The sequence below is a fragment of the Bacillus sp. URHA0034 genome, from assembly GCF_056280405.1.
The window spans coordinates 4,190,575-4,215,216 of the sequence record NZ_JBWCDK010000002.1 but is presented as its reverse complement, the minus strand read 5'-3'; the positions used below and the strand labels follow the sequence as shown (position 1 = coordinate 4,215,216).

The 24,642-nt window shown below is 39.0% G+C and carries 19 protein-coding genes; 1 reads left to right on the top strand and 18 read right to left on the bottom strand.

The window, feature by feature from the left end; translation table 11 throughout:
• Window positions 1-67: 67 nt before the first annotated feature.
• The 5 genes from ACZ9EE_RS22140 to ACZ9EE_RS22120 form a co-directional block, all read right to left on the bottom strand.
• A complete protein-coding gene (locus tag ACZ9EE_RS22140) occupies window positions 68-2,347 on the bottom strand; it encodes a beta-L-arabinofuranosidase domain-containing protein (protein ID WP_476030620.1) in 2,280 nt (759 codons plus the stop codon).
• 115 nt (window positions 2,348-2,462) lie between these two features.
• Window positions 2,463-4,298 carry a beta-L-arabinofuranosidase domain-containing protein gene (locus ACZ9EE_RS22135; protein WP_476030618.1) on the bottom strand — a complete coding sequence of 612 codons (1,836 nt, stop codon included), beginning with the start codon at window positions 4,296-4,298 and terminating at the stop codon, window positions 2,463-2,465.
• A 46-nt stretch (window positions 4,299-4,344) separates the two neighbouring features.
• Window positions 4,345-5,193, bottom strand: coding sequence for a carbohydrate ABC transporter permease (locus ACZ9EE_RS22130; RefSeq protein ID WP_476033051.1), 849 nt, complete (start codon window positions 5,191-5,193; stop codon window positions 4,345-4,347).
• A 105-nt stretch (window positions 5,194-5,298) separates the two neighbouring features.
• Window positions 5,299-6,156, bottom strand: coding sequence for an ABC transporter permease (locus tag ACZ9EE_RS22125; RefSeq protein WP_251570749.1), 858 nt, complete (start codon window positions 6,154-6,156; stop codon window positions 5,299-5,301).
• Window positions 6,157-6,364: 208 nt separating this feature from the next.
• Window positions 6,365-7,987, bottom strand: a complete 1,623-nt coding sequence (locus ACZ9EE_RS22120; RefSeq protein WP_476030616.1) for a type 2 periplasmic-binding domain-containing protein — start codon at window positions 7,985-7,987, stop codon at window positions 6,365-6,367.
• 701 nt (window positions 7,988-8,688) lie between these two features.
• On the opposite strand from ACZ9EE_RS22120, the gene ACZ9EE_RS22115 reads away from it, so the two are divergent.
• On the top strand, window positions 8,689-8,934 hold the full coding sequence (locus tag ACZ9EE_RS22115) for a GH36 C-terminal domain-containing protein (RefSeq protein WP_476030614.1): 246 nt from the start codon (window positions 8,689-8,691) through the stop codon (window positions 8,932-8,934).
• Between the two features lie 194 nt (window positions 8,935-9,128).
• On the opposite strand, the gene ACZ9EE_RS22110 is transcribed toward ACZ9EE_RS22115, so the two are convergent.
• The 13 genes from ACZ9EE_RS22110 to araA form a co-directional block, all read right to left on the bottom strand.
• Window positions 9,129-10,070, bottom strand: a complete 942-nt coding sequence (locus ACZ9EE_RS22110) for a family 43 glycosylhydrolase (RefSeq protein ID WP_476030612.1) — start codon at window positions 10,068-10,070, stop codon at window positions 9,129-9,131.
• A gap of 236 nt (window positions 10,071-10,306) precedes the next feature.
• Window positions 10,307-11,251 carry an ArsR/SmtB family transcription factor gene (locus ACZ9EE_RS22105; RefSeq protein ID WP_476030610.1) on the bottom strand — a complete coding sequence of 315 codons (945 nt, stop codon included), beginning with the start codon at window positions 11,249-11,251 and terminating at the stop codon, window positions 10,307-10,309.
• 195 nt (window positions 11,252-11,446) lie between these two features.
• The gene (locus tag ACZ9EE_RS22100; RefSeq protein ID WP_476030608.1) at window positions 11,447-12,298 is read right to left on the bottom strand and encodes an MBL fold metallo-hydrolase; all 852 of its coding nucleotides are present in this window, start codon (window positions 12,296-12,298) and stop codon (window positions 11,447-11,449) included.
• A 46-nt stretch (window positions 12,299-12,344) separates the two neighbouring features.
• The gene (locus ACZ9EE_RS22095) at window positions 12,345-13,319 is read right to left on the bottom strand and encodes an aldo/keto reductase family protein (RefSeq protein WP_476030606.1); all 975 of its coding nucleotides are present in this window, start codon (window positions 13,317-13,319) and stop codon (window positions 12,345-12,347) included.
• A gap of 31 nt (window positions 13,320-13,350) precedes the next feature.
• Window positions 13,351-14,718, bottom strand: coding sequence for an MATE family efflux transporter (locus ACZ9EE_RS22090; protein ID WP_476030604.1), 1,368 nt, complete (start codon window positions 14,716-14,718; stop codon window positions 13,351-13,353).
• A gap of 129 nt (window positions 14,719-14,847) precedes the next feature.
• Complete coding sequence (locus ACZ9EE_RS22085) at window positions 14,848-15,813, bottom strand: glycoside hydrolase family 43 protein (protein ID WP_476030602.1); 966 nt, start codon at window positions 15,811-15,813, stop codon at window positions 14,848-14,850.
• 40 nt (window positions 15,814-15,853) lie between these two features.
• Complete coding sequence (locus ACZ9EE_RS22080) at window positions 15,854-16,804, bottom strand: glycoside hydrolase family 43 protein (RefSeq protein WP_476030600.1); 951 nt, start codon at window positions 16,802-16,804, stop codon at window positions 15,854-15,856.
• Window positions 16,805-16,824: 20 nt separating this feature from the next.
• The gene (locus tag ACZ9EE_RS22075; RefSeq protein ID WP_476030598.1) at window positions 16,825-18,069 is read right to left on the bottom strand and encodes a sn-glycerol-1-phosphate dehydrogenase; all 1,245 of its coding nucleotides are present in this window, start codon (window positions 18,067-18,069) and stop codon (window positions 16,825-16,827) included.
• A gap of 48 nt (window positions 18,070-18,117) precedes the next feature.
• Window positions 18,118-19,170, bottom strand: coding sequence for an aldose epimerase family protein (locus tag ACZ9EE_RS22070; protein ID WP_476030595.1), 1,053 nt, complete (start codon window positions 19,168-19,170; stop codon window positions 18,118-18,120).
• Between the two features lie 113 nt (window positions 19,171-19,283).
• Window positions 19,284-20,795: an arabinosylfuranosidase ArfA gene (arfA, locus tag ACZ9EE_RS22065; RefSeq protein WP_476030593.1), complete on the bottom strand. Its 1,512-nt coding sequence runs from the start codon at window positions 20,793-20,795 to the stop codon at window positions 19,284-19,286.
• Between the two features lie 64 nt (window positions 20,796-20,859).
• Window positions 20,860-21,132, bottom strand: coding sequence for a DUF6171 family protein (locus ACZ9EE_RS22060; protein ID WP_476030591.1), 273 nt, complete (start codon window positions 21,130-21,132; stop codon window positions 20,860-20,862).
• 183 nt (window positions 21,133-21,315) lie between these two features.
• Entirely contained in the window at window positions 21,316-22,803 is a 1,488-nt protein-coding gene (locus ACZ9EE_RS22055) for an alpha-N-arabinofuranosidase (RefSeq protein WP_476030589.1), read from the bottom strand.
• A 245-nt stretch (window positions 22,804-23,048) separates the two neighbouring features.
• A complete protein-coding gene (araA, locus tag ACZ9EE_RS22050; protein ID WP_476030587.1) occupies window positions 23,049-24,575 on the bottom strand; it encodes an L-arabinose isomerase in 1,527 nt (508 codons plus the stop codon).
• Between the last annotated feature and the right edge of the window lie 67 nt (window positions 24,576-24,642).

The following is a 24,642-nucleotide window of genomic DNA, read 5'->3' as shown; positions in this document are numbered from 1 at the left end:
CGCCGGCAAGAATATCTAGTCCAAACGGATATTGGTCTTCGGCATCCCAAGCAGCCTTGCTGATTAATTAAGATAATTGAGAGTTTACGATTCTAATACCGTATACCCCTCCTGCCGCCTTTCCTTCTCTTGATTGAAATTTGACTTCAACCTTTTGTTTTCCTTCTGTTATAAGGAGTGGAATCTCATAACACACATCCAAAAGACCATCGGGATTTTTCCCTTCTAGTTTTTGAGTTGCAATCAATTGCTCATCAACTAGAATTTCAAAGTCACGCTCATATCTTTTTCCATCTGCGAAAAGTGTCTTGTCGCCGCCAAAATAAGTGATTTGCAGATACATTTGCTTTTCTGGCTCTACCTGCATCTTATAACTAAAGAACCCTTCACCACGGCTGTCACGCCATGATCTTTCTACCACATTAAAATAGCCGGTGTTAGAGTTGCTGCTTTCAATTCCATGTTCGACCTCAGGCTGCTGTTCACCTGGTTGGACTACATCAACGGTAATCGCTCTTAACCTTTCAAGTTCTTCTTTTTCTTTATCCACAAACGTTTTATAGGCTTCTTCATCTAGTAGATTCCAATATAATGTATAACGCTGGTGATGCAGACTGTAAAATGGAATAAGGGTTACCTTTCTATTTCCAGGCTGCCCGACTTCTTTTGTTTCAAACGTTAAGAGCTCTCCCTCAACAGGCTTAATCCAGTTAGTCAAATTTTCTTTGTCAGCTACGAGACTTGGGACATCAATAAGTGGATAGTTATTGAACTTTAAGTGATCTTCTAAGATATCACTCTCTGGGAAATTCTCCTTACCAAGCGCTCCTGCTAAAACAATAGGACCATACATAAAACCTACTTTTGTCGGATTATCTTTGCTTGTATATGTATAAAGTTCCATAGGGATTGTAAATTCAATCGTATCCCCAGTACTCCAGGATCTTCCAATTAGTAAATAACCATTTTTTAGAACCGCGTCTGTTTGAATCCCATTAACAAAGACGGCTAGGTCCCCATTTACCCAATTCGGAACTCGGATATGGACAGTTAAATAGGCAGCCTCTGCTTCCTCAAAACATACTTGCACTTTATTTGACCTTGGGAAATCTGTTTCTTGTTTTAGTTTTATTTTCTTATCTCCGCTGACGAGTTCAGAAGCGATAAAAAGATTAACAAACAAATGATCATTTTCCAGATAATAAATATTTCTTGTATAACGAGCAGGATTTTCCATTCCTGTCCCGGTACAGCACCAGAAGGAATTGTCAGGAGAACAATAAATTTTAAAATGGCCTGGCTGTGTAGACACAAAATAGGTCTTCATGCCTGATTCAGGATCTTGAGAGGCAAGAATATGATTGTAAAGTGCCCTTTCATAGTAATCTAGATATTCACTGTTATGATTCCAATCAAATAAGTGCTCCGTTAATTTCAACATATTGTAGGTATTACAAGTCTCTGCCGTTGTGATGCCTAATGATTCCTTATTAATAGGACCAAAATGCTCGCCAATACTATTGCCGCCTATAATATAAGAACGGTTTTTTGTTACTTCATTCCAGAAGAATACAGCCATGTTCTTGTAGACTTCATTTCCAGTAATATCATAGAGCTTAGCTGCCCCAATTACTTTTGGAATTTGTGTGTTGGCATGCTTCCCTTCAAGTTCATCTACGCCTCTTGCAAGCGGGTTCAAGATAGCCTTGTGGCAAAACCTAATCGCAAGCTTTAAATAATCTTCATTCTTAGTAATGGTATAGAGGTCGGCCATTGCTTCATTCATACCACCATGTTCACAAATAAGCATTCTTTGGAACTGCTCATCATTGAGGTTATCTGTCCCTTTTTTTGCCCAATCTGCGAGCCTTGTAACAACCTCCAATGCCCTCTCATTACCGGTTAAATTATAAACATCAATCAGCCCCGCATAGATTTTATGGATACTGTACCAAGGGACCCATCCACCAGCCAGACTAAAATTCTCCACCTCAAAATCCCCTGTAAAAACCTTATCAAAATAGGTACGAGGAAAGCCGCTGACATATCCACTCTTATCAATGCTTTGTACATAGGCTAGTTCATTAACCGCATAATCAATTTTATGTCTTAATTCTTCATCTCTCGTAACCGAATACATGGTGGAAGCGGCTGAAAGCCAATGTCCAATAGAATGCCCACTTATAGGCGTAGATTCCCATCCCCCGTAACGAGGTTTTTTAGGAGTCTGTGAGGCTGCTTCATAACAGGGGGCCATCAACCGATCAACATCTAAATAAATTAAGTACTCCTTACCCTTTTCTTGAGACTCTTTAAAAATACCATCCAATAATGTAACTTTTTCCATTATGTATTCTCCTTCAGATAAAATGTAAGTCATGCTTCATAAAAAAGAGACAACTCTAAATTTTTAATAGATAATATTTTTATAGCTATCGATATAATCGATAGCTATATGTTCATCATGAGTTGACGCTGCCGTTTGATTTAATACGATTGTACATATAGTACCATTCCATTTCTCCTATTTTGTAATAAGGAGTAAAGGTTCTCGTTAAAAAATCATAACCAGATACATGTCCTGCATCTGTGATAAAAGTAAAAGGCTGATTTTCAACCGGAAGAATCCATTCAGACGGTCGATTCACATCACCAGCCAATAACGTCATCTTATCTGCTACTAAAACTAAAGGACCGTAATTTAATGCAACGATATCTTGATTTTGCTCGTCCACCGGTTTGAAATAAAGTGAAAAGGGCAGGTCTAATTCAATCGTGTCCCCTTCATCCCAGACCCTGTTTACAGTCGCCCAAGTATTTGGGATTAGTTCAATATCGACAAATTCACCATTCACTTTAAGCGTGTTGCATCCTGTTGCCCAGGCTGGGATTCTCATTTTGACATTGAAGTCTAAAGCATGTTCAGCTGAAATTCGAAATTTAATCGGGCTTTCCTCTGGAAACAAAGAATAGTTTTCTAACCTGACTCCAATATCATCCTTTTTCCACTCCACGTTTGAGGGTAAATACTGGCTAATGTAAATACTTTCTTGGTCAAAGTAATAAAGCATATTAGAGTATTCTGCCACGTCTTGAGGAAATGTTCCCGTACAACATTGCCACTCAAAGTTTTGACCGTCTTCTTGCATTCTCCTGTCTTCTACTGTTTTAACTCCTCCGTCTATAAAATAATTGGCATAATACATTACTTTGCCTTCAGGAGTAATCGGCAGTTGTCCACCGGTACCGTTGTATAGCATCTTTTCTACCCAATCACCATACTTCGCATCACCAGTAAATTGAAGCAAATAGTTACAATATTTAAACACTGCCCATGCACAGCAAGAAATTTCGCAGCTTCCCCATGTATCATTTCTAGGTACTTCGCTGCCGGCAAAATTGATATACATTGGATCATGAAGCGTGTTATCCCAGGTAGATTTAAGGGAATCCCCTAAATAACCTTCTTTTTCGGTGAATAAACATTCTGCAGGTCCGTAACCACCGGTTGCAAACATATGATGGGCTGTAATTTCATCATAGGCAATTTTCATTGCAGATAGATATTTTTCATCCCCCGTCACCTCATAGGCACGAGCTGCACTAGAAAGACTATTTACCTGACTGTATGCATGGCGCGGTCCAATCTGAAAATCCCGGTTATTCAATTTGTCCCATAGATACTCATAATCCCATTCACTCGCGAATGCTTTATACTTTTCATTCTTTGTTAATTGGTAAGCACGATAGAGATTTTCCGGAAGCGTATACCATTCAATCATCTGGTTTAACCATAGTCCTTCATCTTGAAGACCATCCCGTTTAATATCTCTTTTAAAATGGGCTGCAGCATAATCCGTTAATAATGACACGTATTTTTCGATTTTTGTAAAGGAAAGAAATTCATATATGTCTAAGAAACCGCCCATTAACTTATCATAAACATACGTATCACATTCGTATGTCCGTGGTGATGCCTCGGCACATTTAATCCATTCTTCTGCTAAGGTTATGGCTTTTTCTTTTAACCGATAATCTCCAGAAACTCGATAGAGTTTAGCATAGGCCCCTAGCTTTTGACCAAACGTGTTAGCATTTGTCCCATACCACCCAGAAAGTCCATGAGCAGTGGATGGTAACCCCGCTCGTTTTCGAAAGTAATGGAGTAAATCATCATTTTTTATCCCTAAATATAATTCGATGGTTTCATCCTGTTGTTTCTTCCAATGACTATTTTTTAGCGATACATGTTGGTAACTAAAACTATTCAGTCTATTTGCGGCTTCTGTTATGCTCATGTACTTCTCCTTTCTATAATCATTTGCTTATTTGAAACAACTCATATCATCCCTTTACAGACCCAATCATGACGCCCTTTTCAAAGTATTTCTGAATAAATGGATAAACAAGTAAGATTGGCAAGGTGGACACGATGATGACACCATATTTAATCTGATCGGCATATTTCTGTGCATAACCGCCTGCAGCACCTCCGGATCCTGCTCCTTCAGCAAACACTTGATTCGAAATAAGAATGTCTCTTAAAACAATTTGCAATGGCTGTAAACTATAGTCTCGAATGTAAATTAGTCCTGTAAAGAAGTCATTCCAGTGCCCTACTAAGTAATAAAGACCAACAACCGAAATTACTGCTTTTGATAATGGAAGCGCCACTTTTCCGAAAAATTGAAAATGTGTACAGCCATCCATTTGTGCAGCCTCAAACAATTCTTTCGGCAGCGAGCTTTCAAAAAATGTCCTTGTAATAATCAAATTGAACACATTGACGGAAAATGGAACAATAAAAACCCACATATTATTGGTAAGATGTAAGTCTTTCATTAATAGATAAGTAGGAATTAATCCCCCATTAAAAAACATCGTAAAAACAAACACAAACATTAAAAACCGTCTTGCTTTAAATTCCTGTCTTGATAAAACATAGGCTGCAGGCAGCGTAAACAACAAATTGACAAAAGTACCAAGAAGTGTGTATATAATGGTATTTTTATAACCCACCCAGATTCTTGTATCTTTAAAAATCTCTGTATATCCGAAAAGGCTGAATCCTTTTGGATATAGAAGAACCTTACCAGTCGATACCAAAGTAGAATCACTAACAGAGGCTATAACCACAAAGTACAATGGATAAGCAATGATTAAAAAGATAAACACACAAAATACAAGAATCATACAATCGAAAATAATATCTGAAGTCGTTTTTCCTTTTCTATTAAAAAGCACCATGTCTTTCCCTCCTTGCATGGTTGAGATTATTCTGAGTAGACAAAAATTCGATTACCACAAACTAATATTGGAAAATCTCTTTGCAATTGTATTCATTGCAAGTAAGAATACAAAATTAATGAGCGTATTAAATAAACCAATCGCAGCAGAGTAGCTAAATTGACTTGAAATAATACCAATCTTATATACATAGGTTGCAATAACCTCTGATACTGGGAGATTCAAAGGGTTCTGCATTAAGAAGATTTTTTCAAAGCCCGTATTTAGGATATTTCCCATACTAAGAATAAAGAGGATAATCATGGTTGGAACAATCGCAGGTATATCGACATACCTAATGGTTTGCCATCTGCTTGCTCCATCAATTTTCGCAGAATCATATAATTGTGGATCCACACTTGCCAGTGCTGCCAAATAAATAATGCTATTCCATCCGGCATGCTGCCATATATCTGAAAGTACATAGACTGGTACAAAGGTTTTTTCTGAAGCTAGTAGGTTTATATCCCCCAGTCCCAATGCTTTCATTAAATGACCAACCACCCCAGTTTCTGGTGACAATAATACATTTAATAAACCAACCATAACTACCATTGAGATAAAGTGTGGCAAGTAAACGGTTGTCTGTAAGGTTTTCTTCCACCTTTTTCCGAAAACTTGATTAATAATCAGCGCCATAATAATTGGAGCCGGAAATCCTAAAATAATAGTTGCTAAACTGATGGTGATTGTATTTGTCATTAAATCCTTGAACATGTAGTTATGAATAAATTGGTCAAAATACTTGAGCCCTACCCATTCCCCTCCGGTGAATCCTTTCGTAAAATCAAATTCGCGGAAAGCGAGCTGGATGCCGTACATCGGTATGTAGTTGAAAATAACAATAACCACAATCGCAGGTAATATCATGAGCCATAACTGATAGTCACGTTTAAAAGTGTTCCATACATTTTCCTTCTTTGTTGGTGTAACACTATTGATACTGGATAAATTTTCATTTATTTTTTTTGTTTCAATGTTTATAAAGGCCACAAACTATTACCTCCTTTATTTTAAGAAGATGCTATACCACCTTTATGTGATATAGCATTCCTCTGACGGTTATTTATTTCTGATTTTACTTGTAATCGTCATAATACTTTTGCATAATCTTAAGATTTTCAGCCAATCCTGTTTTCTCAACATTTTTCACATAGGTGTTCCAATCTTTATCAATACCGCCTTTTGTGATCCACTGAGAATATTTTGGCATCGCTAAGTTCATAAGGTTAGTATTGTTTAAAGCTAATTTTGAATTATCCTCTTTGCTGTACTTAATAAACATGCCAGGGAAAAGATCATTATCCTTATCAATCGCATTGATAGCGCCCATTAGAGGTTCGGTTTGTTTGCCAACTGATTTCATATCTGTTCCAAGATCAAGCTTTAAGTCATCCGAAATATACATCGGACCATTATCTGCCCAAGTAGAAGTCCATTTCCATGTACCAGGGTCCATCTTTGAATCTACTGGAGGTAATACCTTATAACTGCCATCTCCGTTATCGGCGATATTCGTTCCCATTGAACCAAACAGTACTTGCATGCTTACTTTTGGATCATATAGTTCATTGATAAATTTTAAAGCTGCATCTTTGTGCTGACTCTTTGCTGACAATGTAATCATATTGGCACCATAGTTTAAGGAATTATAATCGTAGGTCCAAGACACTTTGGCAGTTGAATCAGCGGTCTGCTTTAAAGGCGCCAACGTTTCATATTGTGGAGCCAAAGTATTACCGAATCTGTCGGTTAATTCCCAGCCATACGTATATCCAACTTTTGCCAGATCACCATTTCCACGAGCAACCGATTGGTATTTAGTGTAATCCTGAGTAAATACTTCTTTGCTGATTAACCCGGCTTTATAGCACTTATTTAAAAATTTGACAAAATCTTTATAACGTTCATCAGTGAAGAAGTTTTTGACCTTTCCATTTTCAACATAATAGCCTTGTCCGCTTGATTCACCTAAAGTGATCCCTGTACTTCCTAACAGAACGGTCGGCTGGAAGAAACCAAATCCACCTGTTCCGGTTGGAGAAAAGTCCATCGGAATTTCATCATTTGGATCACCGTTACCATTAGCATCCTTTTCTTTAAAAGCGACTAAAACATTATATAATTCATCCCAATTCGTTGGCTCTTTTAACCCTAGGTTGTCTAACCATTTTTTATTGATGAATTGTCTAGTGGCTGTTGCTGGCCAAAATCTTTGGTATTTAGGTAAGCCGTAAATTTTTCCATCAAGCTGTGTTGCGATCCCTTTTGTTTCTGGTTTAGCTTCAAACATCTTTTTAACATTAGGCAAACTCTTATCAAGATCATCCGATAGGTCTTCAAATAAGCCATTATATTGAACATAATCTGCATCTGTAATGGCGTTCGGTCCAATAATTAGATCTGGAACGTCACCGCTCGCGAGAAGTGCACCTTTTTTCTGATCCCAGTCTGCCGTAACCTCTTGCCATTTTATTTCGACACCCGCTTTATTCTCAACTTCTTCTAACCATTTCATTTTCTTAAGATCTTGTGTTAACGGATGTTTTGTAATTAGTGCTGTCAATTGCACCTTGCCATCCTTAGTTGTACCGCCGCTTGACTTTACATCGCTAGATGCTGTGTCGTTAGAACAAGCAGCTAATACTGTAGCAGATAAAGATAATGCCAGAATACTACTTAAAACTCTTTTCCTTTTCATCTGATTTCCCCCATTTTTTCATTGTTTTTGAAAAAACAATCTTTCAGAAAAAACCCAAATCCTTTTCCTTGTCACCCCTTTAATGCATGGAAGTTTATGTAACGTGAACGTACACGAAAAATGATTGTTTATCCGCCGTTCACGAGATACAAAAAAGTAAATGATAGATAGTAAAGTAACTATTTTTAATGGTTTATATTTACGTGTACGTTAACGGAATTTAATGAAAAACAAACTTAATCACTAAACGGACACGCTATTCGATAGGTTGGATTAATGAGATTTGTGTTCATTTGAAGGAATGTGTACGTAAACGAAAAACACTTGCTTAATACGTTAAAGATTAACAAATATTAATTGGCCTTTTATTTAAACATACCGGTGAAGTAGCGACGGATAGATTTACTAATTATGTAATGTAGATCGATGCGTATGAGAAATGATGCGATTCTAGGAGTAGTTTAGTTAATATAAATATTACTTATTTAATTAAAAACTAATGGAAGTTACGTTTATGATAACGCTTTCTATTTCACTGGTCAATATATATTAATAAATTTATTAAAAATTAATTCTATTGTTAATTTTCAAAACTATATATAAAAGCGCAGACTTCTTTTTTCAAAGAAAAGAGAAACTTAATTTGAAATCGCAGCTTCTATCGTTTACTAAATCCTTTTGAGTCCAATGAGGTTTCATGGGTGGTCGTATCTCAGGATAAAAAAGAAGCAATGGTTGGCTATTATAAGGTATTAGCCAAACCAAATGATAAATATTACCGTGTTAAATTAAAAGGACTCGATCCGGAAAAACTCTATTGCCTCGAGGGGAAAAATACCACCCAATATGGTGATGAATTAATGAATGCAGGAATTGCTCTTACAGAGGATTACACCGACCGTGCATCAGAATTTTGGCAAAGAGAGCATTTTCATCAAAACTATTAATTTTGAAAGAAATATAATGTATTGAGATAATAAAATGATAAATAAACAAACTCACCAAATTCTTATTTTGGTGAGTTTGTTTGACTCAAAACCACTATAGTTATGATAGATCAATTGTAGCAGCCCTCGCGTAATGGAATTAAGTACTCTCACCAATAGGACTTTGGTGAGTTCTCTCAATTCTTCCTTACAATTTAAATATATGGCCACCCATCTTCGCCCCAATATAAAGGTCTAATTTGTAAGGTTGGCTTGCCTTTTTTCAAGGCATCGTATGCATGATTTACAAGCAAGCTGGAGTCTCCGGAAAAATAAACGGCACAATGACCTGGGCCAATCCAGCGCTCATCTCCAGCATCAATCAACGTTCCACCGCCTTGCATCATCGATACGCCGTCTTTATCGAAATAAGGCCCAGTAATATCCTTTGCTCTTCCAACAACAATTTTGTAGGTACTCTCAATACCACGGCAGCAGAAATCAAACGATACAAACTGATAGTAATAGCCTTCTCGATTGACAATAAACGGAGCTTCAATGGTATTAGGCTGTTCCGTTCTGCTAGAAATGGAGAGTAGTTCAGCATTTTTAGCCGGCTTCATCGTTTCAGGATCTAATTTAATTAGTTTAATTCCGGACCAAAAGGAGCCGAAATTCAACCATGGCTGGCTATTTTCGTCAAAGATTAAATTCGCATCAATGGCATTATAGTCATCCGCTACAGTAGAATGGATAACATGTCCCCTGTCCTTCCACTCGTAAGCGGGGTTATCAGGGTTAAGCGTTGTATTGGTTACCAAACCGATCGCAGAAGTATTTTTCCCAAAGGTAGAAACAGAGTAGTAAAGATAATACACCCCATTATGAAAATAAATGTCCGGTGCCCAAATACTATCTTCGTCTTTTTCTGGTACATACTCTTTTGACCACTCAGGCAATGAAGTAAAAATAGGACCGACTTGCTTCCATTTCACGCCGTCCTCAGAGGATTTCATTTGGATTCCGCTTCCTGTATGAAATACATACCAACGCGAATCCTCCCTTGCTATGACGGGATCATGTGCCCATAAGTCTCCTTGCAATTTCCAATCTATTTCATAAAAGTTAACGCTGTCAAAGTGTTCTGCTTTAGCCATGGTGTTTCCCCTTTCTAATCATTAAGATTTTAATCATTTAATTAATAATAATATTAACAAATTTACTTTGTTAAAAGAAGAGTTTCTATGTTAATTTACTCAAAATATCTAAATATCAAAGATGAATTACGAATCTATATTGGTGCCTTGACTCCTGCACAAGTAATAAACTTAGCTCAAAACAAATAGTACAAAATAAAAAAATCGTATGGATATCAAATATCCGTACGATTTTTTTATTTTGTAATTTTAACTAGGTTTTCTTTGGTGATTTCACTATCAGTATAATACAGACGGAAAAGAATATCTTGATTATAATTTCCAAATCCTGTTCCAAATAAGGTGACCCCGCCAACATTTTGACTTTCTTCAAGGACGGCTATCCGAAACGTCCATTGCTTCTCCCGAATGCCAACATCATCAAGACTTACCTCTGATATCTTTAATCCATCAATATAGGTACCGTCTGAGGTGATCCGGAGCCGTTTCAACAATCCATATTGATTGACCTCGCTTGGCCACCAATCAGGTGTGAATTTTCCCCGGCTATCGCCGAAATCTCCAGGACTAGTCCATTTCCCTAATACCACGTTATTTAAATAAAAATGGATATCAGATGGCCAATTACTGTTCGTAAATGGAGCCTCAGAGGAGAGCTCTAATGATAATTCAAGTTCGCTCGGTTCTTGGTTGCCCAGTAAGAAGTTAGGCAGCTTATATTCCACAAATCCTTTCCCAAACCACAAGATTTTGGCACTCATTCGATCCGAATGGAGAAAATACCTTGGGTCATCAAATTCTCCAATAATCGTTTCAGTGGTTGCAATTCCACAGGTTGGCTCGATTGAAAAATCCGTATAATGACCAACTGACACTTCTGTTTCATGGAATTTCTTTCGTTCACGTTCCTTTGAAGGAAATAATACTTCCATTTTTTCAGTGACAAGATAACACCTTTTTTGCAGTCCGCCTTTACCAGAGATTAATTCCGAGTGGATGATACCGGCTTTCTCTAATTTTTTTACATGCATAGTCATAATGGCGCTAGTAAGCCCTAAACTTTGTGCTAGTTCCTTTACATTTCGAGGCTGTTCTGCCAAAAGATGAATGATATTCATCCTTACCTTGCTGGCAAGGGCCTCAAAAACAGGCAGTGATTGTTCTGATATATCTAAATTCATGTAAAACTCCACCTTAATAATCATTAATAAATTTATTAATAATTATTACATTACTATTAAATGCCTATATTTACAATACAGGAATTCAAATATTAGTTCCAATCAACCAGAAAAAGAGCATGCAAACCTGGCATGCTCTTTTTCTGGTTGATTAATATTAGTTTTCCTTAATCCAGACAGACATTTCTCTAAAAATTATTTATGATAAATAAATCGTTCACCCGGAACCATCATATGAAACTTTTGGTTTGGATAGTGGTGAAATAAGTAATCAACAAAATAAGCAGGATTCTCTCGGTTGTTGGGAAACAGATCATAATGAATCGGAATAATCAAGTCTACTCCAACTGCTGCCGAAAAATCTGCTGCTTCTCTGAAACTCATGTTTCCAATAATTCCTCTTGAACTACGGAAAAAGTCTCCGCCATTTATAGGCAAGAAAGCAACATGCGGGTTAAATTCTTTTACCTTGTCGATCAGTTCAGGTGTAACAACCGTATCCCCGCTATGAAAAAGACGAATTCCGTTTACCTCTATCAAATATCCCAACGATACATGATTTCCTTGTTCATCTGTTTCATATTCAGTATGGGCTGCAGGTACGGGAGTAATCTTAAATCCTTTAATCGTAAAAGGGGCACCCTCTTTGGCAGGCTGTATATTTTTATTGGTCACATGTTCCTGGACTAATGAGACTAGTGGCGCCGGGATTGCAAACTTAGTCCCTTCAGACACCCTTGTAATTTCCTTAATGGTTGATACATCAAGATGGTCATCATGTCCATGGGTAATGAATACACCATCCAAGACATTGAGCATTCCTGGGGCAACAACCGGTGAAAATGCTCTCTTAAATTCAGTATCAGGACTCGCGTCTTCAATACTTTTAGTTAAATACGGGTCAATACAAATGATCCCATCCTCATCTGTTCCTTTGATGAGCATTCCTGCCTGTCCTAAATTCCAGAAGGAAACGGATTCTCCGTAAATTTTTGTCTTCCTAACTTCATTCATTAATCCTTCATTACTTTTATAAAGAGCTGACATAATTTCCACTCCTATTTAGATAGTTTGAAACTAATAAAATTGTCCTCTACCTTAACGGGGCAAAATCTTTTACCACTTCAAGAATATTTTCAATTCTGTCTAATACATCTTGAGTTAAGACTAAATCAACCGCTTTTACGTTTTCCTCTACTTGCTGTGGACGGCTGGCACCAATAATAGCTGAACTAATAGCAGGATGACGAAGAATCCAGGCAAGAGCGAGTTGACTTAATGTTACCCCTAACTCCTTTGCCACATGATCCAAGTTCTGCACACATTCAAGCACATCATTCCGGAAATAACTATTTATAACCCAGTTAGTAGAGTCATTTGCGGCTCGGCTATCTTCCGGTTTCTCTGTGTTAGGCTTATATTTTCCTGTTAAAACTCCTTGGGCCAATGGTGAAAAAACAATTTGTCCAATTCCTTTCTCAGTACTAACTGGAAGGACTTCCTTTTCAATATACCTTTCAAACATGTTGTAGATTGGCTGGTTTGATATAATCGGGCGTAAATGATTAGCCTTACCAATTCCCACCGCGTTTTCAATCTGAGCCGCACTCCATTCACTTACCCCTGCATATAATATTTTCCCTTGCCTGATTAAATCATCTAAAGCATATAATGTTTCTTCCACCGGAACCTCTGGGTCAAACCTGTGACATTGATATAGATCAATATAATCTAACCCCAGACGCTTCAGACTGGCATCACATTGCTCCACAATATGTTTCCTTGACAGTCCGCGCTCATTTGGCCTATCTCCCATTGGGAAAAATAATTTCGTAGCGACAACATAACTGCTTCTAGGATAAACCTTCAGGGCTTCGCCGAGAACTTCTTCCGCCTTCCCGCCTTCATAAGCGTTAGCCGTATCGAAAAAATTGATTCCTAACTCGTAGGCTTTATGAATACAATCATACGCTGTATGGTCCGCAACGGCCTTCCCGTAGGTTAACCAGCTTCCTAAACCAATTTCACTAATCTTTAATCCACTTTTTCCAAGTCTGCGATATTTCATTTTTAAAATCCTCCTTTATGTTATTAACTTACTAACTAGCCGTTGTGGTACCAGAATGTACAACCAACACTTTTTTCTCCCATGCCCGGCTTCTCCATCTAAAATACATAACAATTCCTCTTTCCCATTCATCGACAATAAAGGCAATCCAGACCCCGGCTAAGCCTAATCCCATATGAATGCCTAAAAAGTAAGAAATCGGCACCGCAATTCCCCACATGGACAATACACCAATTTTGACTGAAAAAGCAGCATCACCGGTTGCCCGCAATGAGTTAACGACCAAAATATTAAATGTTCGGCCGGGTTCAAGAATTAAACATAATAGTAACAAGTTACTGCCTGTATGAATGATTTCTTTGTTGCTTGTAAAGATACTCATAAGATTTTCTCGAAAAATAGCAACTAAAATGGAAATGAAAATAGTAATGACAAAGCTGGATTTTAAACTTTTTAATAATTGCTGATAGGCACCCTCAAAATCTCCTGCTCCTACTCGATAACCGATCAGAATTTGTGTTCCCTGCCCCATTGCTAATCCGAACAACATAATAAATGACATGATATTCCAGGTGTAGACACGAGTGGAAAGAGCGGCTGCCCCAATAATCGCGGTAATAGCTGTCATCGCCATTTGACTCGTATTATAACTTATTTGTTCACTTGCTGCCGGTACCCCAATTTTTAAGATCTTTTTAATCTGTGATAATTGGAAATGAAAATAATCTTCTTTTTTAATAGCTATTGGAAGTCTTCTATACATAAGGATAAAAGCAATAAGTAAAGCTGCCGCCCTGCTTAAGGCAGTTGAAATAGCAACTCCTTTAACGCCCAGCACGGGGAATCCAAATAATCCAAAAATAACAATACTATTGCAGGTTAAATGAATCACATTCATCATCACAGATACAAACATGGCTTCTCTTGTAAAACCATGTGCTCTTAAGATAGAAGAAACCGTAATGAGTACTGCCTGCAAAAAAAGGGTTCCCCCAACAATTGATAGATACTCATAGCCTATTCCGGCAATATCCGCTTTTAGATGGAACAACGCTAAGAGCGGCCCTTTGAAGGTGACCATTAACAAGCTGACAATTAGTCCTAAAACTAGATTAATGGATATGGAGATGGCAGATGCGTTCTTTGCTTCCCCTCTCATCCCTGCACCTAAATATTGGGAAACAAGAACAGCTGTCCCTGTAGCTGTAAAACTGAAAATCAGGATCGTAAAAAAGACAAGTTGATTAGCAACCCCAACAGCTGCCACAACTTTATCAGAAATATGTGAGAGCATAATGGTGTCGGTACTGCCCATGATGGTTTGCAGGAATAACTCTATGAAAATAGGCCATGTGATTGCTCTTAATGTCATGTTACGTTGTTCTAGTGAAGTTGCCATTGTTCTGTCCACCTTGTAAAATGGTAAATTATCCATAGAGTTCGTTATTATTTTTTACAGAAAAAGATTCATATCATAGAGTAGATATGAACCTTTTTTAAATAATCGGATCTGATTCAATTCGTACGATTAACGAGGAAAACCAAAGTTTGGAGTTCCATCAGGATTCCAGCTAATCTCTTTCGCACAAGTATGACGATTTGGATCATATAGTGGATCGCCAACAATTTCTGTATAGTTTCTTACGTGATAGACAAGAATATCCTTGCTTCCATCCTCAGAAACGGTGAAGCTGTTATGTCCTGGGCCATATTGGCCTGTTTCATAACATGTTTTAAATATAGGTGCCTCAGATTTACTCCATGATTTCGGATCCAAAACATCACTTGATTCATCCGCGGTCAAAAGCCCCATGCAATAATTCTCATCAGTGGCGCTTCCAGAGAAGGAGATATAAATCTTACCGTTTCTCTTTAATACAGCCGGTCCTTCATTAACCCAAAAGCCAATTGTTTCCCATTCAAATTCTGGTTTTGCAATCATCACTTGCGGTCCTTTGATTGTCCATGGGTTTTCTAATGGCGCAATATATAGATTGGAATTGCCTCTAATAGCAGGGTCTTTCTGGGCCCAGACAAGATATGCTTGGCCTTCATGCTCAAAAGATGTAGCATCTAATGCAAATGATTCCCAATCGGTTTTAATTTGTCCCTTTTCTTCCCATGTACCTTCTAATGGGTTTGCGGATTTGTTTTCAATCACAAACATGCGGTGTTGGAAAAGTCCATCTACGATTTCCTGTGATGGTGCAGCAGCGTAATAGATATACCAGCTGCCATTAATGTAATGAATCTCTGGAGCCCAAATTAAGGCGCTCATCGGTCCTGTTTCATGCTTTCTCCAAGCTACAGCCGTTTCCGCATCCACAATACCTTTAATGGTTTTGGAGCGTCTAACCTCAATGCGGTCATATTCCGGAACAGATGCAGTAAAATAATAATATCCGTCTGTATGTTTATATACCCATGGATCGGCTCGCTGCTCAATAATCAGATCCTGTGATGTCTTAGCTTCTTCGATTGTTACTTTTACCATGAAAATCTCTCCTCAAACCAAGATATGTGCGATTTCTAGATTATTTTGCATCTGCGACTGGAATCCCAAAGTTGGGAGTTCCATCTGCATTCCAAGTAAACACTTGAGCACGGGTATGACGGTTTGGGTCCCATAACGGGTCCCCCTCAATCCCCCGATAGTTCCGCGCATGATAGATAAGAATATCCTCGCTTCCATCTTCAGAAACTGTAAAGCTGTTATGCCCTGGTCCATATTGGCTTGTTTCTTCATTTGTTTGAAATACAGGTATTTCTGATTTTTTCCAAGACGCCGGGTCTAATAAATCGCTATTTTCATCAGCAGAAAGGAGGCCCATGCAATAATTGTAATCTGTTGCACTTGCAGAATATGAAATAAAGATTTTTCCGTTTCTCTTTAAGACCGCGGCACCTTCGTTGACTAAAAAGCCAATCGTCTCCCAATCATACTCTGGTTTTGTAATCATGATTTGAGGTCCTTCAATTGTCCATGGATTGACCATTTTCGCGATGTAAAGATTGGAGTTTCCGGCAATTTCAGGATCTCTTTGTGCCCAAACATAATATCTTTGCCCTTTATGTTCAAAAGTAGTGGCATCCAGAGAGAAAGATTCCCAGTCCGTTTTGACTTGGCCTTTTTCTACCCAATTTCCTTCTAAAGGGTTGTCTGATTCATTTTCAATCACATACATACGATGGTCAAAAATCTCATCTGCCCTAGCTGCGGCGTAATAGATGTACCATTTTCCATCGATGTAATGAATCTCAGGTGCCCAAATATTAGCACTCATCGGGCCATCCTCATGTTTTCTCCAGGCAACTACAGGCTCTGCTTCATCCAGCTCCTGAATCGTTGCCGCCCTTCTCAGTTCAATCCGGTCATATTCTGGAACAGAAGCAGTGAAATAATAGTAACCATCTGTATGTTTATATACCCATGGATCGGCACGCTGCTCGACAATTGGATTATTTAATGTTTCTACCTTTGGCATAATGAATCACCTATCCCTTGTTAATTTCTTACCTGATCTTGATGATTGACTTTCATTACCTCATTTAAAAATTTCAATGCGGTAAAACGATTTCTTAGATGATGTGCTTCTGATAAACTTCTTACCACAAGTTCACGATCAATACCTAGTTGTCCTGGAAGGGTTTCGCCTCCAACTTTTTCGATCAGAGCACGCAGTTGTGCCGCTTTTGGTATCGCACTATAGACACCTTTTATTTCTTGAAGGTTAGCTTTGATATTTTCGATAACAGGTAAATCCTCGTTTGTTTTGATAAAAGCTTCTAAGTTTCTCGGTTCTGCTATCAGTTGGATAAAGTCCCTTTCATACACTTCAGCTAGAAGTGCCACAGCTGCCCCTACCTTCGCTCCATGAAGAACCTGCGGGCGATTTTGCCGCAAGAATTCCATCTCCCAATAATGTGAGAGGTGATGCTCCCCACCTGAAGCAGGGTGGGATTGGCCAAATAATAACATCGCTAATCCAGATTCAATTAGGGCTTCAATCAGAATACGAACTCCCTCTTCATCAGCAGCAGCAATTTTATCGATATTTTCTACACATTGATCAAGTGCATCGCGTGTAATTTTTGCAACAAGTGGACAATAGGGTTCTCCATCAGCAAAATGCCCAAACTTCCAATCGGCAAGGGACGTATATTTGGCTAGCATATCCCCAAATCCGGCTGCAATCATTTTTCTAGGTGCATTTTTTAACACGTGTAAATCAGCAAAAACGGCAATTGGCGCCATCATTTGAAAGGTTTGCTTCATTCCTCTTACAATTAATGGTGCTCCCATTGAGGTAAAGCCATCGACAGAAGGAGCAGTAGGAACAGAAATGAACGGAATTTTCATTTTCGTACTTGTAAAGCGAGCGATATCATGGATGGTGCCAGAACCTACAGCAATGATGACATCAGTATCTTGAGAAGTCTCTAACAAGGCTTGCACTAAAGACTTTTCGTCTGCCACTACATCATTATTTTCATCAGGCTTTAGTATACTGACAGAATAACCCACCTTAGTCGATGATAAGTGATTGGTTAATTCCTCTCCAGCAACACGGAAAGTATGCTCATCTGCAATAATCACGGCCTTCTTAAAAGCTTTTCTTCCTAAGTAGGCGGCTGCTTCCCCAAATACATGGTTTCCCACTAAAATGGTCTCAATCGGAATCTCGTTATGATGATTGCCGCAGTCACAGCTTTTGGCAAGACTCATCATTTCTGTTATTACTGTTTCCATTATTGTTCCTCCTGCTCCTTCAAAAATTTACCCTCATTCATGCTTTGCTTAATTGGTTAATACCCCGAATTTATACCTTGTTACAGATGTGAACACTTGGCCGCTTTCTAAAACCCAAGAAGGAAAATTGGGGTGGTGAATCGCATCTGGCAGTCCCTGAGTCTCCAAACAAATCCCAAGGTATTTACGGGAAGGAACACCGTAAATTTCTCCTTCTGCTTTCATTTGGTTTCCTGAATATACGACAACTCCACGCTCATCAGTTTCAATTGTCAAGGTACGGCCACTCTCGGAATCTTTAAGAATGATTTCCTGGTCATGGTTAGTGGTTAGTAAAAATGGATGATCATATCCTTGGCCTGCCAATTCATTTTGAGGATGATTAGAGTCAACTCCAGAGCGAATAAATCTATCACAAGTAAAATCAAATGGTGTTCCTTCAACGTCCAGCAGTTCTCCGGTTGGGAGTAATTCACCATTTAATTCGAGGAACTGATCACTCTTAATCGATAGAGAATGGTTAAGAATATCCCGTTTAATATTTCCACTTAGATTAAAATAGGAATGATTGGTCATATTTAATAGCGTTTTTTCATCCGACAATCCGGAATATTGGATCGTTAGTTCATTCTCATTATTGACAGTATAGGTTACCTTTACGTTTACATTTCCAGGGTAACCTTCCTCCCCATCCGGACTTATGTAGGAAAATTGAACACTTACTTCATCGTCATTCTCTATAACGGATGCATCCCAAAGGACTTTATCAAACCCTTTATTGCCCCCATGGAGATGGTTGTTGTTTTCGTTTTTTGCTAAGGTATATGTTTTTCCGTCAAGCTCAAACGATCCACCCTTTATCCGGCCTGCTACACGCCCTACTACCGTTCCAAAAAAATAACTTCCGTTGATATAGTTCTCTAACGTGTCATACCCTAAAACAATGTTTTCATAGTTCCCGTCTTTGTCGGGAGTAATAATTTTCGTAATAATACAACCATAATTAATGCATGTCAGCTCAAAACCATGGTCATTTACAAGTGTAAATGAATTGACAGTTTGTTTGTTTATTTGACCAAACTTTTCCTGGATAACTTTCATCGAGATCCTGCCTTTCATTCGTCAATTTTTGCTCTTTCGCTAACATCGGGATATACAAAAATAGTTCCATCCCCTTGCAATCACGTTGATTAAAAGGAGATGGAATACATCAATTACTTACGTTTCGCTAAACGGATGACGTTCCAAGATAACTTCGGAAGTACAGCAGTCACTCCGCCATTCTCGGTCTTTGCATTTCCGTTAGAATGTGGTGCGACAGGTGTTCCTTTAGCTGAATTGGTTTGCTTAATATCATCATTTTCAAGAACAATATGCTCGACGACGTCGTAGCCTTCAAAATTACGGATATCCACTTCTAGGTCAAGTCCTTCCTGAAGGTGACGGTTTACTGCGAAGATGGTTAATGTTTCTTGCTCTTCATTGTAAACAGCTGTTGACTCTAAATATGGAACATCGGTGAAGTCTTTACTATCATACTTAGGACTTGAGATGATCGGATTTAATGAGACACCTCGGCCAAATACAGAAGTATGCATATATGGATAGAAAATGGTTTGTTTCCAAGCAGGTCCGTTATCTTCTGTCATAATAGGAGCAATGACGTTTACCAATTGAGCAAGGCAGGCAATTTTCACACGATCGGCATGCTTTAACAAGGTAATCAGCATACATCCTACTAGCAAGGCATCTTCAAAGTTATAAATATCTTCTAATTGTGCTGGAGCAATACTCCAAGGTTCAATTAATTTATCCTGCTCATTACTGTGATACCAAACATTCCACTCGTCAAATGATAGGTTAATATTCTTTTTGCCGCGCTTTTTCGCTTTAATATAATCAGCAATGGAAATGACAGATTTAATAAAATCATCCATTTCTAAGGAAAGGGCTAAATAGTTTGATATCTCATTTTCACGATTACCGTAATATTGGTGAAGCGAAATAAATTCAACATGATCATATGTATGGTCAAGTACAGTAGCTTCCCAATCTGCAAACGTTGGCATATTGCGATTTGAGCTTCCACAGGCAACTAATTCAATTGTCGGATCCACCCACTTCATTACTTTCGCAGCTTCTTGGGCAACACGGCCATATTCCGCAGCAGTCTTGTGGCCAATTTGCCATGGACCGTCCATTTCGTTTCCTAAGCACCAAGTCTTAATATTATAAGGATCTTTCACACCATGTGAAATTCGCAGATCACTATAGTAAGAGCCGCCTGGATGGTTACAGTACTCTACTAAATTACGAGCAGCATCAATCCCGCGTGTTCCAAGGTTAACGGCCATGTTTACATCTGCGTTTACAAGCTGAGCCCATTTCATAAACTCATTGGTACCCATTTCGTTTGTTTCTGTTGTACGCCAAGCTAAATCTAATCGACGCGGGCGGCTTTCGACAGGGCCGACCCCATCTTCCCAATTGTATCCGGAAACAAAGTTTCCACCTGGGTAGCGGACGAGTGGTACTTGCAGCTCTTTTACCATTTCAATCACGTCTTGACGGAAGCCATTTTCATCTGCTTGAGGATGCCCCGGTTCATAAATACCGCCGTACACGGCACGTCCTAAATGTTCAATAAAAGAACCATAAATACGATTATCAATCTCGGAGATTTTAAAATCTTTTTCTAAAATCATTTTTGCCTTTTGATTGGTCATATTCTTTTTTCCTCCTCTGTCATTTTAATAGTCTTATAAACGAAAAAACTACTATCAATACTAGTTAACTGACTTTATCCCATTTGGGTTTACCGGCAAATGGACAGCTTTTGTTTTTAAACTTGGCTCGATAGCGGACAATACATCCGCTATGAGCACAAGTGGTACCATATTGAAGGGAAGGACAGCTTTCACAAGTCTTTAGTCTCGCTAAGTAGACCTCGTCAGAAACCATAACAGCTGGGTTCTCTTCAGCTTCTTTTACTAATTCTTGAATGATCTCCTCCGTTACGATTACACTTTCCACGCAGCCCTTGCATAGACTTTTTGTATTCACTGTCATTCCCCGCCTTTTTTCTATATTCAATACCTTTGTTACATTTGTCTGTTGATTTCCACTCCAGGCACCTCGCTTTCCGCGGGCGGTTCGGGGAGCCTCCTCGGCGCGTTTCGCGCCTGCGGGGTCTCCCCTGTCCCGTACTCCCGCAGGGGTCTCGCGCCTTCCGCTCCAATCAACAGACTATTGAATAACTAATGTCACAACAGACATCGCTGGAAGTTTGATGGCCAATTTATTGTTTTCAACTGTTACACCAGTAAATTCAACAGGTTTAACAACCTCTGGCTGTTCAAAAGTGTTATGAGCATTCATCGTGTCCGCAGTGATAATGGTGCCTGACACCTTTGTATTTGCTGCATTAATACCGCGTAAGTCTAAATCTAATTCAGCCCCGTTTTGGTGATCGATATTACATAAGCTTACATGGATTTTGCCTTCAGCATTCTTCGATGCAGAGACGGTTACCTGCGGCAATGTTTCACCATTGTACTCATAAGCTCCGAAGGAAGAATCAACTGCTAACAGCTCGGCATCCTGGTGAACCTTGTACATATCAAATACATGGTAAGTTGGAGTAAGGATCATTTGCTCGCCTTCTGTTAGAATCATTGCTTGAAGTACGTTAACCGTTTGGGCAATGTTTGTCATTTGGACACGGTCTGCATGGTTATGGAAGATATTGAAGTGTAATCCAGCCACTAATGCATCACGAATCGTATTTTGCTGGTATAAAAATCCTGGGTTTGTACCTGGCTCAACATCAAACCATGTGCCCCACTCATCAATAATCATGCCAATTCGTTTTTGTGGATCATATTTATCCATTATCGTGCTGTGTTTGGTAATTAACTCATCCATATGAAGTGCTTTTTTCATGGTAATAAACCATTCGTCTTCAGGGAAATCTACCGCAGAGCCTTTTCCTAACCAGAAATCTCCTGGAATAGTGTAATAGTGAAGGCTTAGGCCATCCATTAACCAGTGGGCATTCTTCATTAACACTTCTGTCCAGTTATAATCATCGACATTGGCGCCGCCGGCAATTTTATAAACTTTGTTATTTCCATAATTTCTTACATAGGTTTGGTATCTGCGATATAGATCAGCATAATATTCAGGACGCATGTTTCCGCCGCAGCCCCAGTTTTCGTTCCCTACACCGAAATATTTTAATTGCCAAGGTTCTTCACGGCCATTTTCACGGCGCCAGTTGGCCGCTGGTGATTCGCCTTCAAAGGTCATATACTCAACCCATTCAGACATTTCTTGAACCGTTCCGCTGCCAACATTTCCGCAAATATATGGCTCACACTCTAATAACTCACAAAGAAGCATAAATTCGTGTGTACCAAAATGGTTATTCTCAACGACACCACCCCAATGAGTGTTAACCATGCGTTTGCGGTTTTCTTTAGGACCAATACCATCCTTCCAGTGGTACTCATCGGCAAAACATCCACCCGGCCAGCGAAGGACTGGAACTTTAATATTCTTCAATGCTGCTAATACATCATTTCTAATACCCTTTGTATTTGGAATGGAAGAATCCTCTCCTACCCAAATTCCTTCGTAGATACATCTTCCAAGGTGTTCAGCAAAATGACCATAGATGTTTTTATTGATTTTTCCTTTTTGGATATCAGTATTGATGATGACTTGATTTGCCAACAGTAACGCCTCCATTTATTTAAAGTGATAGGTGGTTAAAGTAGTTTAAACTCATGTATGATTGGTCGCGCGGAAGTGATTATAATTTATTTTTAATTTTAGAAATGATGCTTTCAGGTGTAAATCCATATTCTTTTGCAATTCGATCTCCTGGTGCTGAAGCTCCAAATGTACATAGGCTCCTTTAGTTACCATCAGGGCTATTATTTCTAATAGCCCTGTTTTTTTGTTTAAACCCTGTTTAATTAACGAAAGATAACGTCGTTCCAGCGGATTTCGTTATTGAATGCATGTGTGTTTGTATCATTATTAATTACTAGGAACTCAATACCAGCTAGTTCAGCAAAGTCTCTAAGCTGTTCTGTTGTTACCTTATAAGAGAAGCCTGTGTGGTGAGCTCCGCCAGCTTGGATCCAGTTTTCAACCGCTTGACTTACAGATGGCTGAGTCTTCCATAATACCCTAGCTACAGGAAGTTTTGGCATATCTATTTCAGGCTGTACCGCGTCTACTTCATTCACTAGAAGACGGAAACGGTGTCCAAGGTCAACAATGGTTGCATTTAGGGCAGATCCGCCTCTACCATCAAACACGATTCGAGCAGGATCTTCTTTACCGCCAATTCCAAGTGGATGAACTTCGATTTTCGGACGAGTAGCAGAGATGGTTGGGCAAACCTCAAGCATGTGAGCACCAAGAACCATTTCATTCCCTGGCTCAAAATGATAGGTGTAATCTTCCATGAATGATGTTCCTTCATTACCGGCAATAATTTTCATCAATCTAACAAGAGCAGCTGTTTTCCAGTCACCTTCACCTGCAAAACCGTAGCCTTGTTCCATTAAACGCTGTACCGCTAAACCAGGCAGCTGACGCATTCCATGTAAGTCTTCAAAGGTTGTTGTGAATGCAGTATAACCGCCTTCTGTTAAGAATGCTTTCATACCTAGTTCAATTCTAGCTTGATAACGGATGGAATCACGAACTGGACCATCGGTAAGTCCTTCTGGCGTAATATCATATTGCTCTTCGTATTCAGCCATTAACTGGTCGATTTCTTGTTCTGTTACATCATTCATGCGCTGAACAAGATCACCCACTCCATAGCCGTTTACTGTCCAGCCAAACTTGATTTGCGCTTCTACCTTATCGCCCTCGGTTACGGCTACTTGGCGCATATTATCACCAAATCTTGCCACCTTAAGGTTTTTGCTTTCCTCAAACGCTGCTGCTGTTCTCATCCAGCTGCCAACACGTTCTCTAACTTCTGGGTCTTCCCAATGACCCACTACAACTTTACGCTTCACCTTCATACGCGCTGCGATGAATCCATGTTCACGGTCGCCGTGTGCCGCTTGATTCAAGTTCATGAAATCCATATCGATTGAATCCCATGGGATATCACGGTTAAATTGAGTTGCTAAATGTAGATAAGGCTTTTGAAGTGCAGAAAGACCTGTAATCCACATTTTTGATGGCGAGAAAGTGTGCATCCAAGTAATAATACCCGCACAATTTTCATCCGCATTCGCTTCAAGGATTAATTTGCGGATTGAATCAGAATCCTTTACGACTGATTTAAAAATTAACTTATAAGTTAGGGCAGAATCGTCTGCCAGACCGTTTACGATGGTTTTGGAATTTTCCTCAACTTGACGCAGTACATCTTCTCCGTATAATAATTGACTTCCTGTTACAAACCAGAATTCATAAGCTTTTGTTGTTAACAATGTAATTCCTCCTAAGTATAAAAAAGATAGGTATCGATCCATTTATTACTTTCGCATTCTACTACTGGTCATCCGTACAAGTTACCCTTTATGATGGCGTAGGTATTTC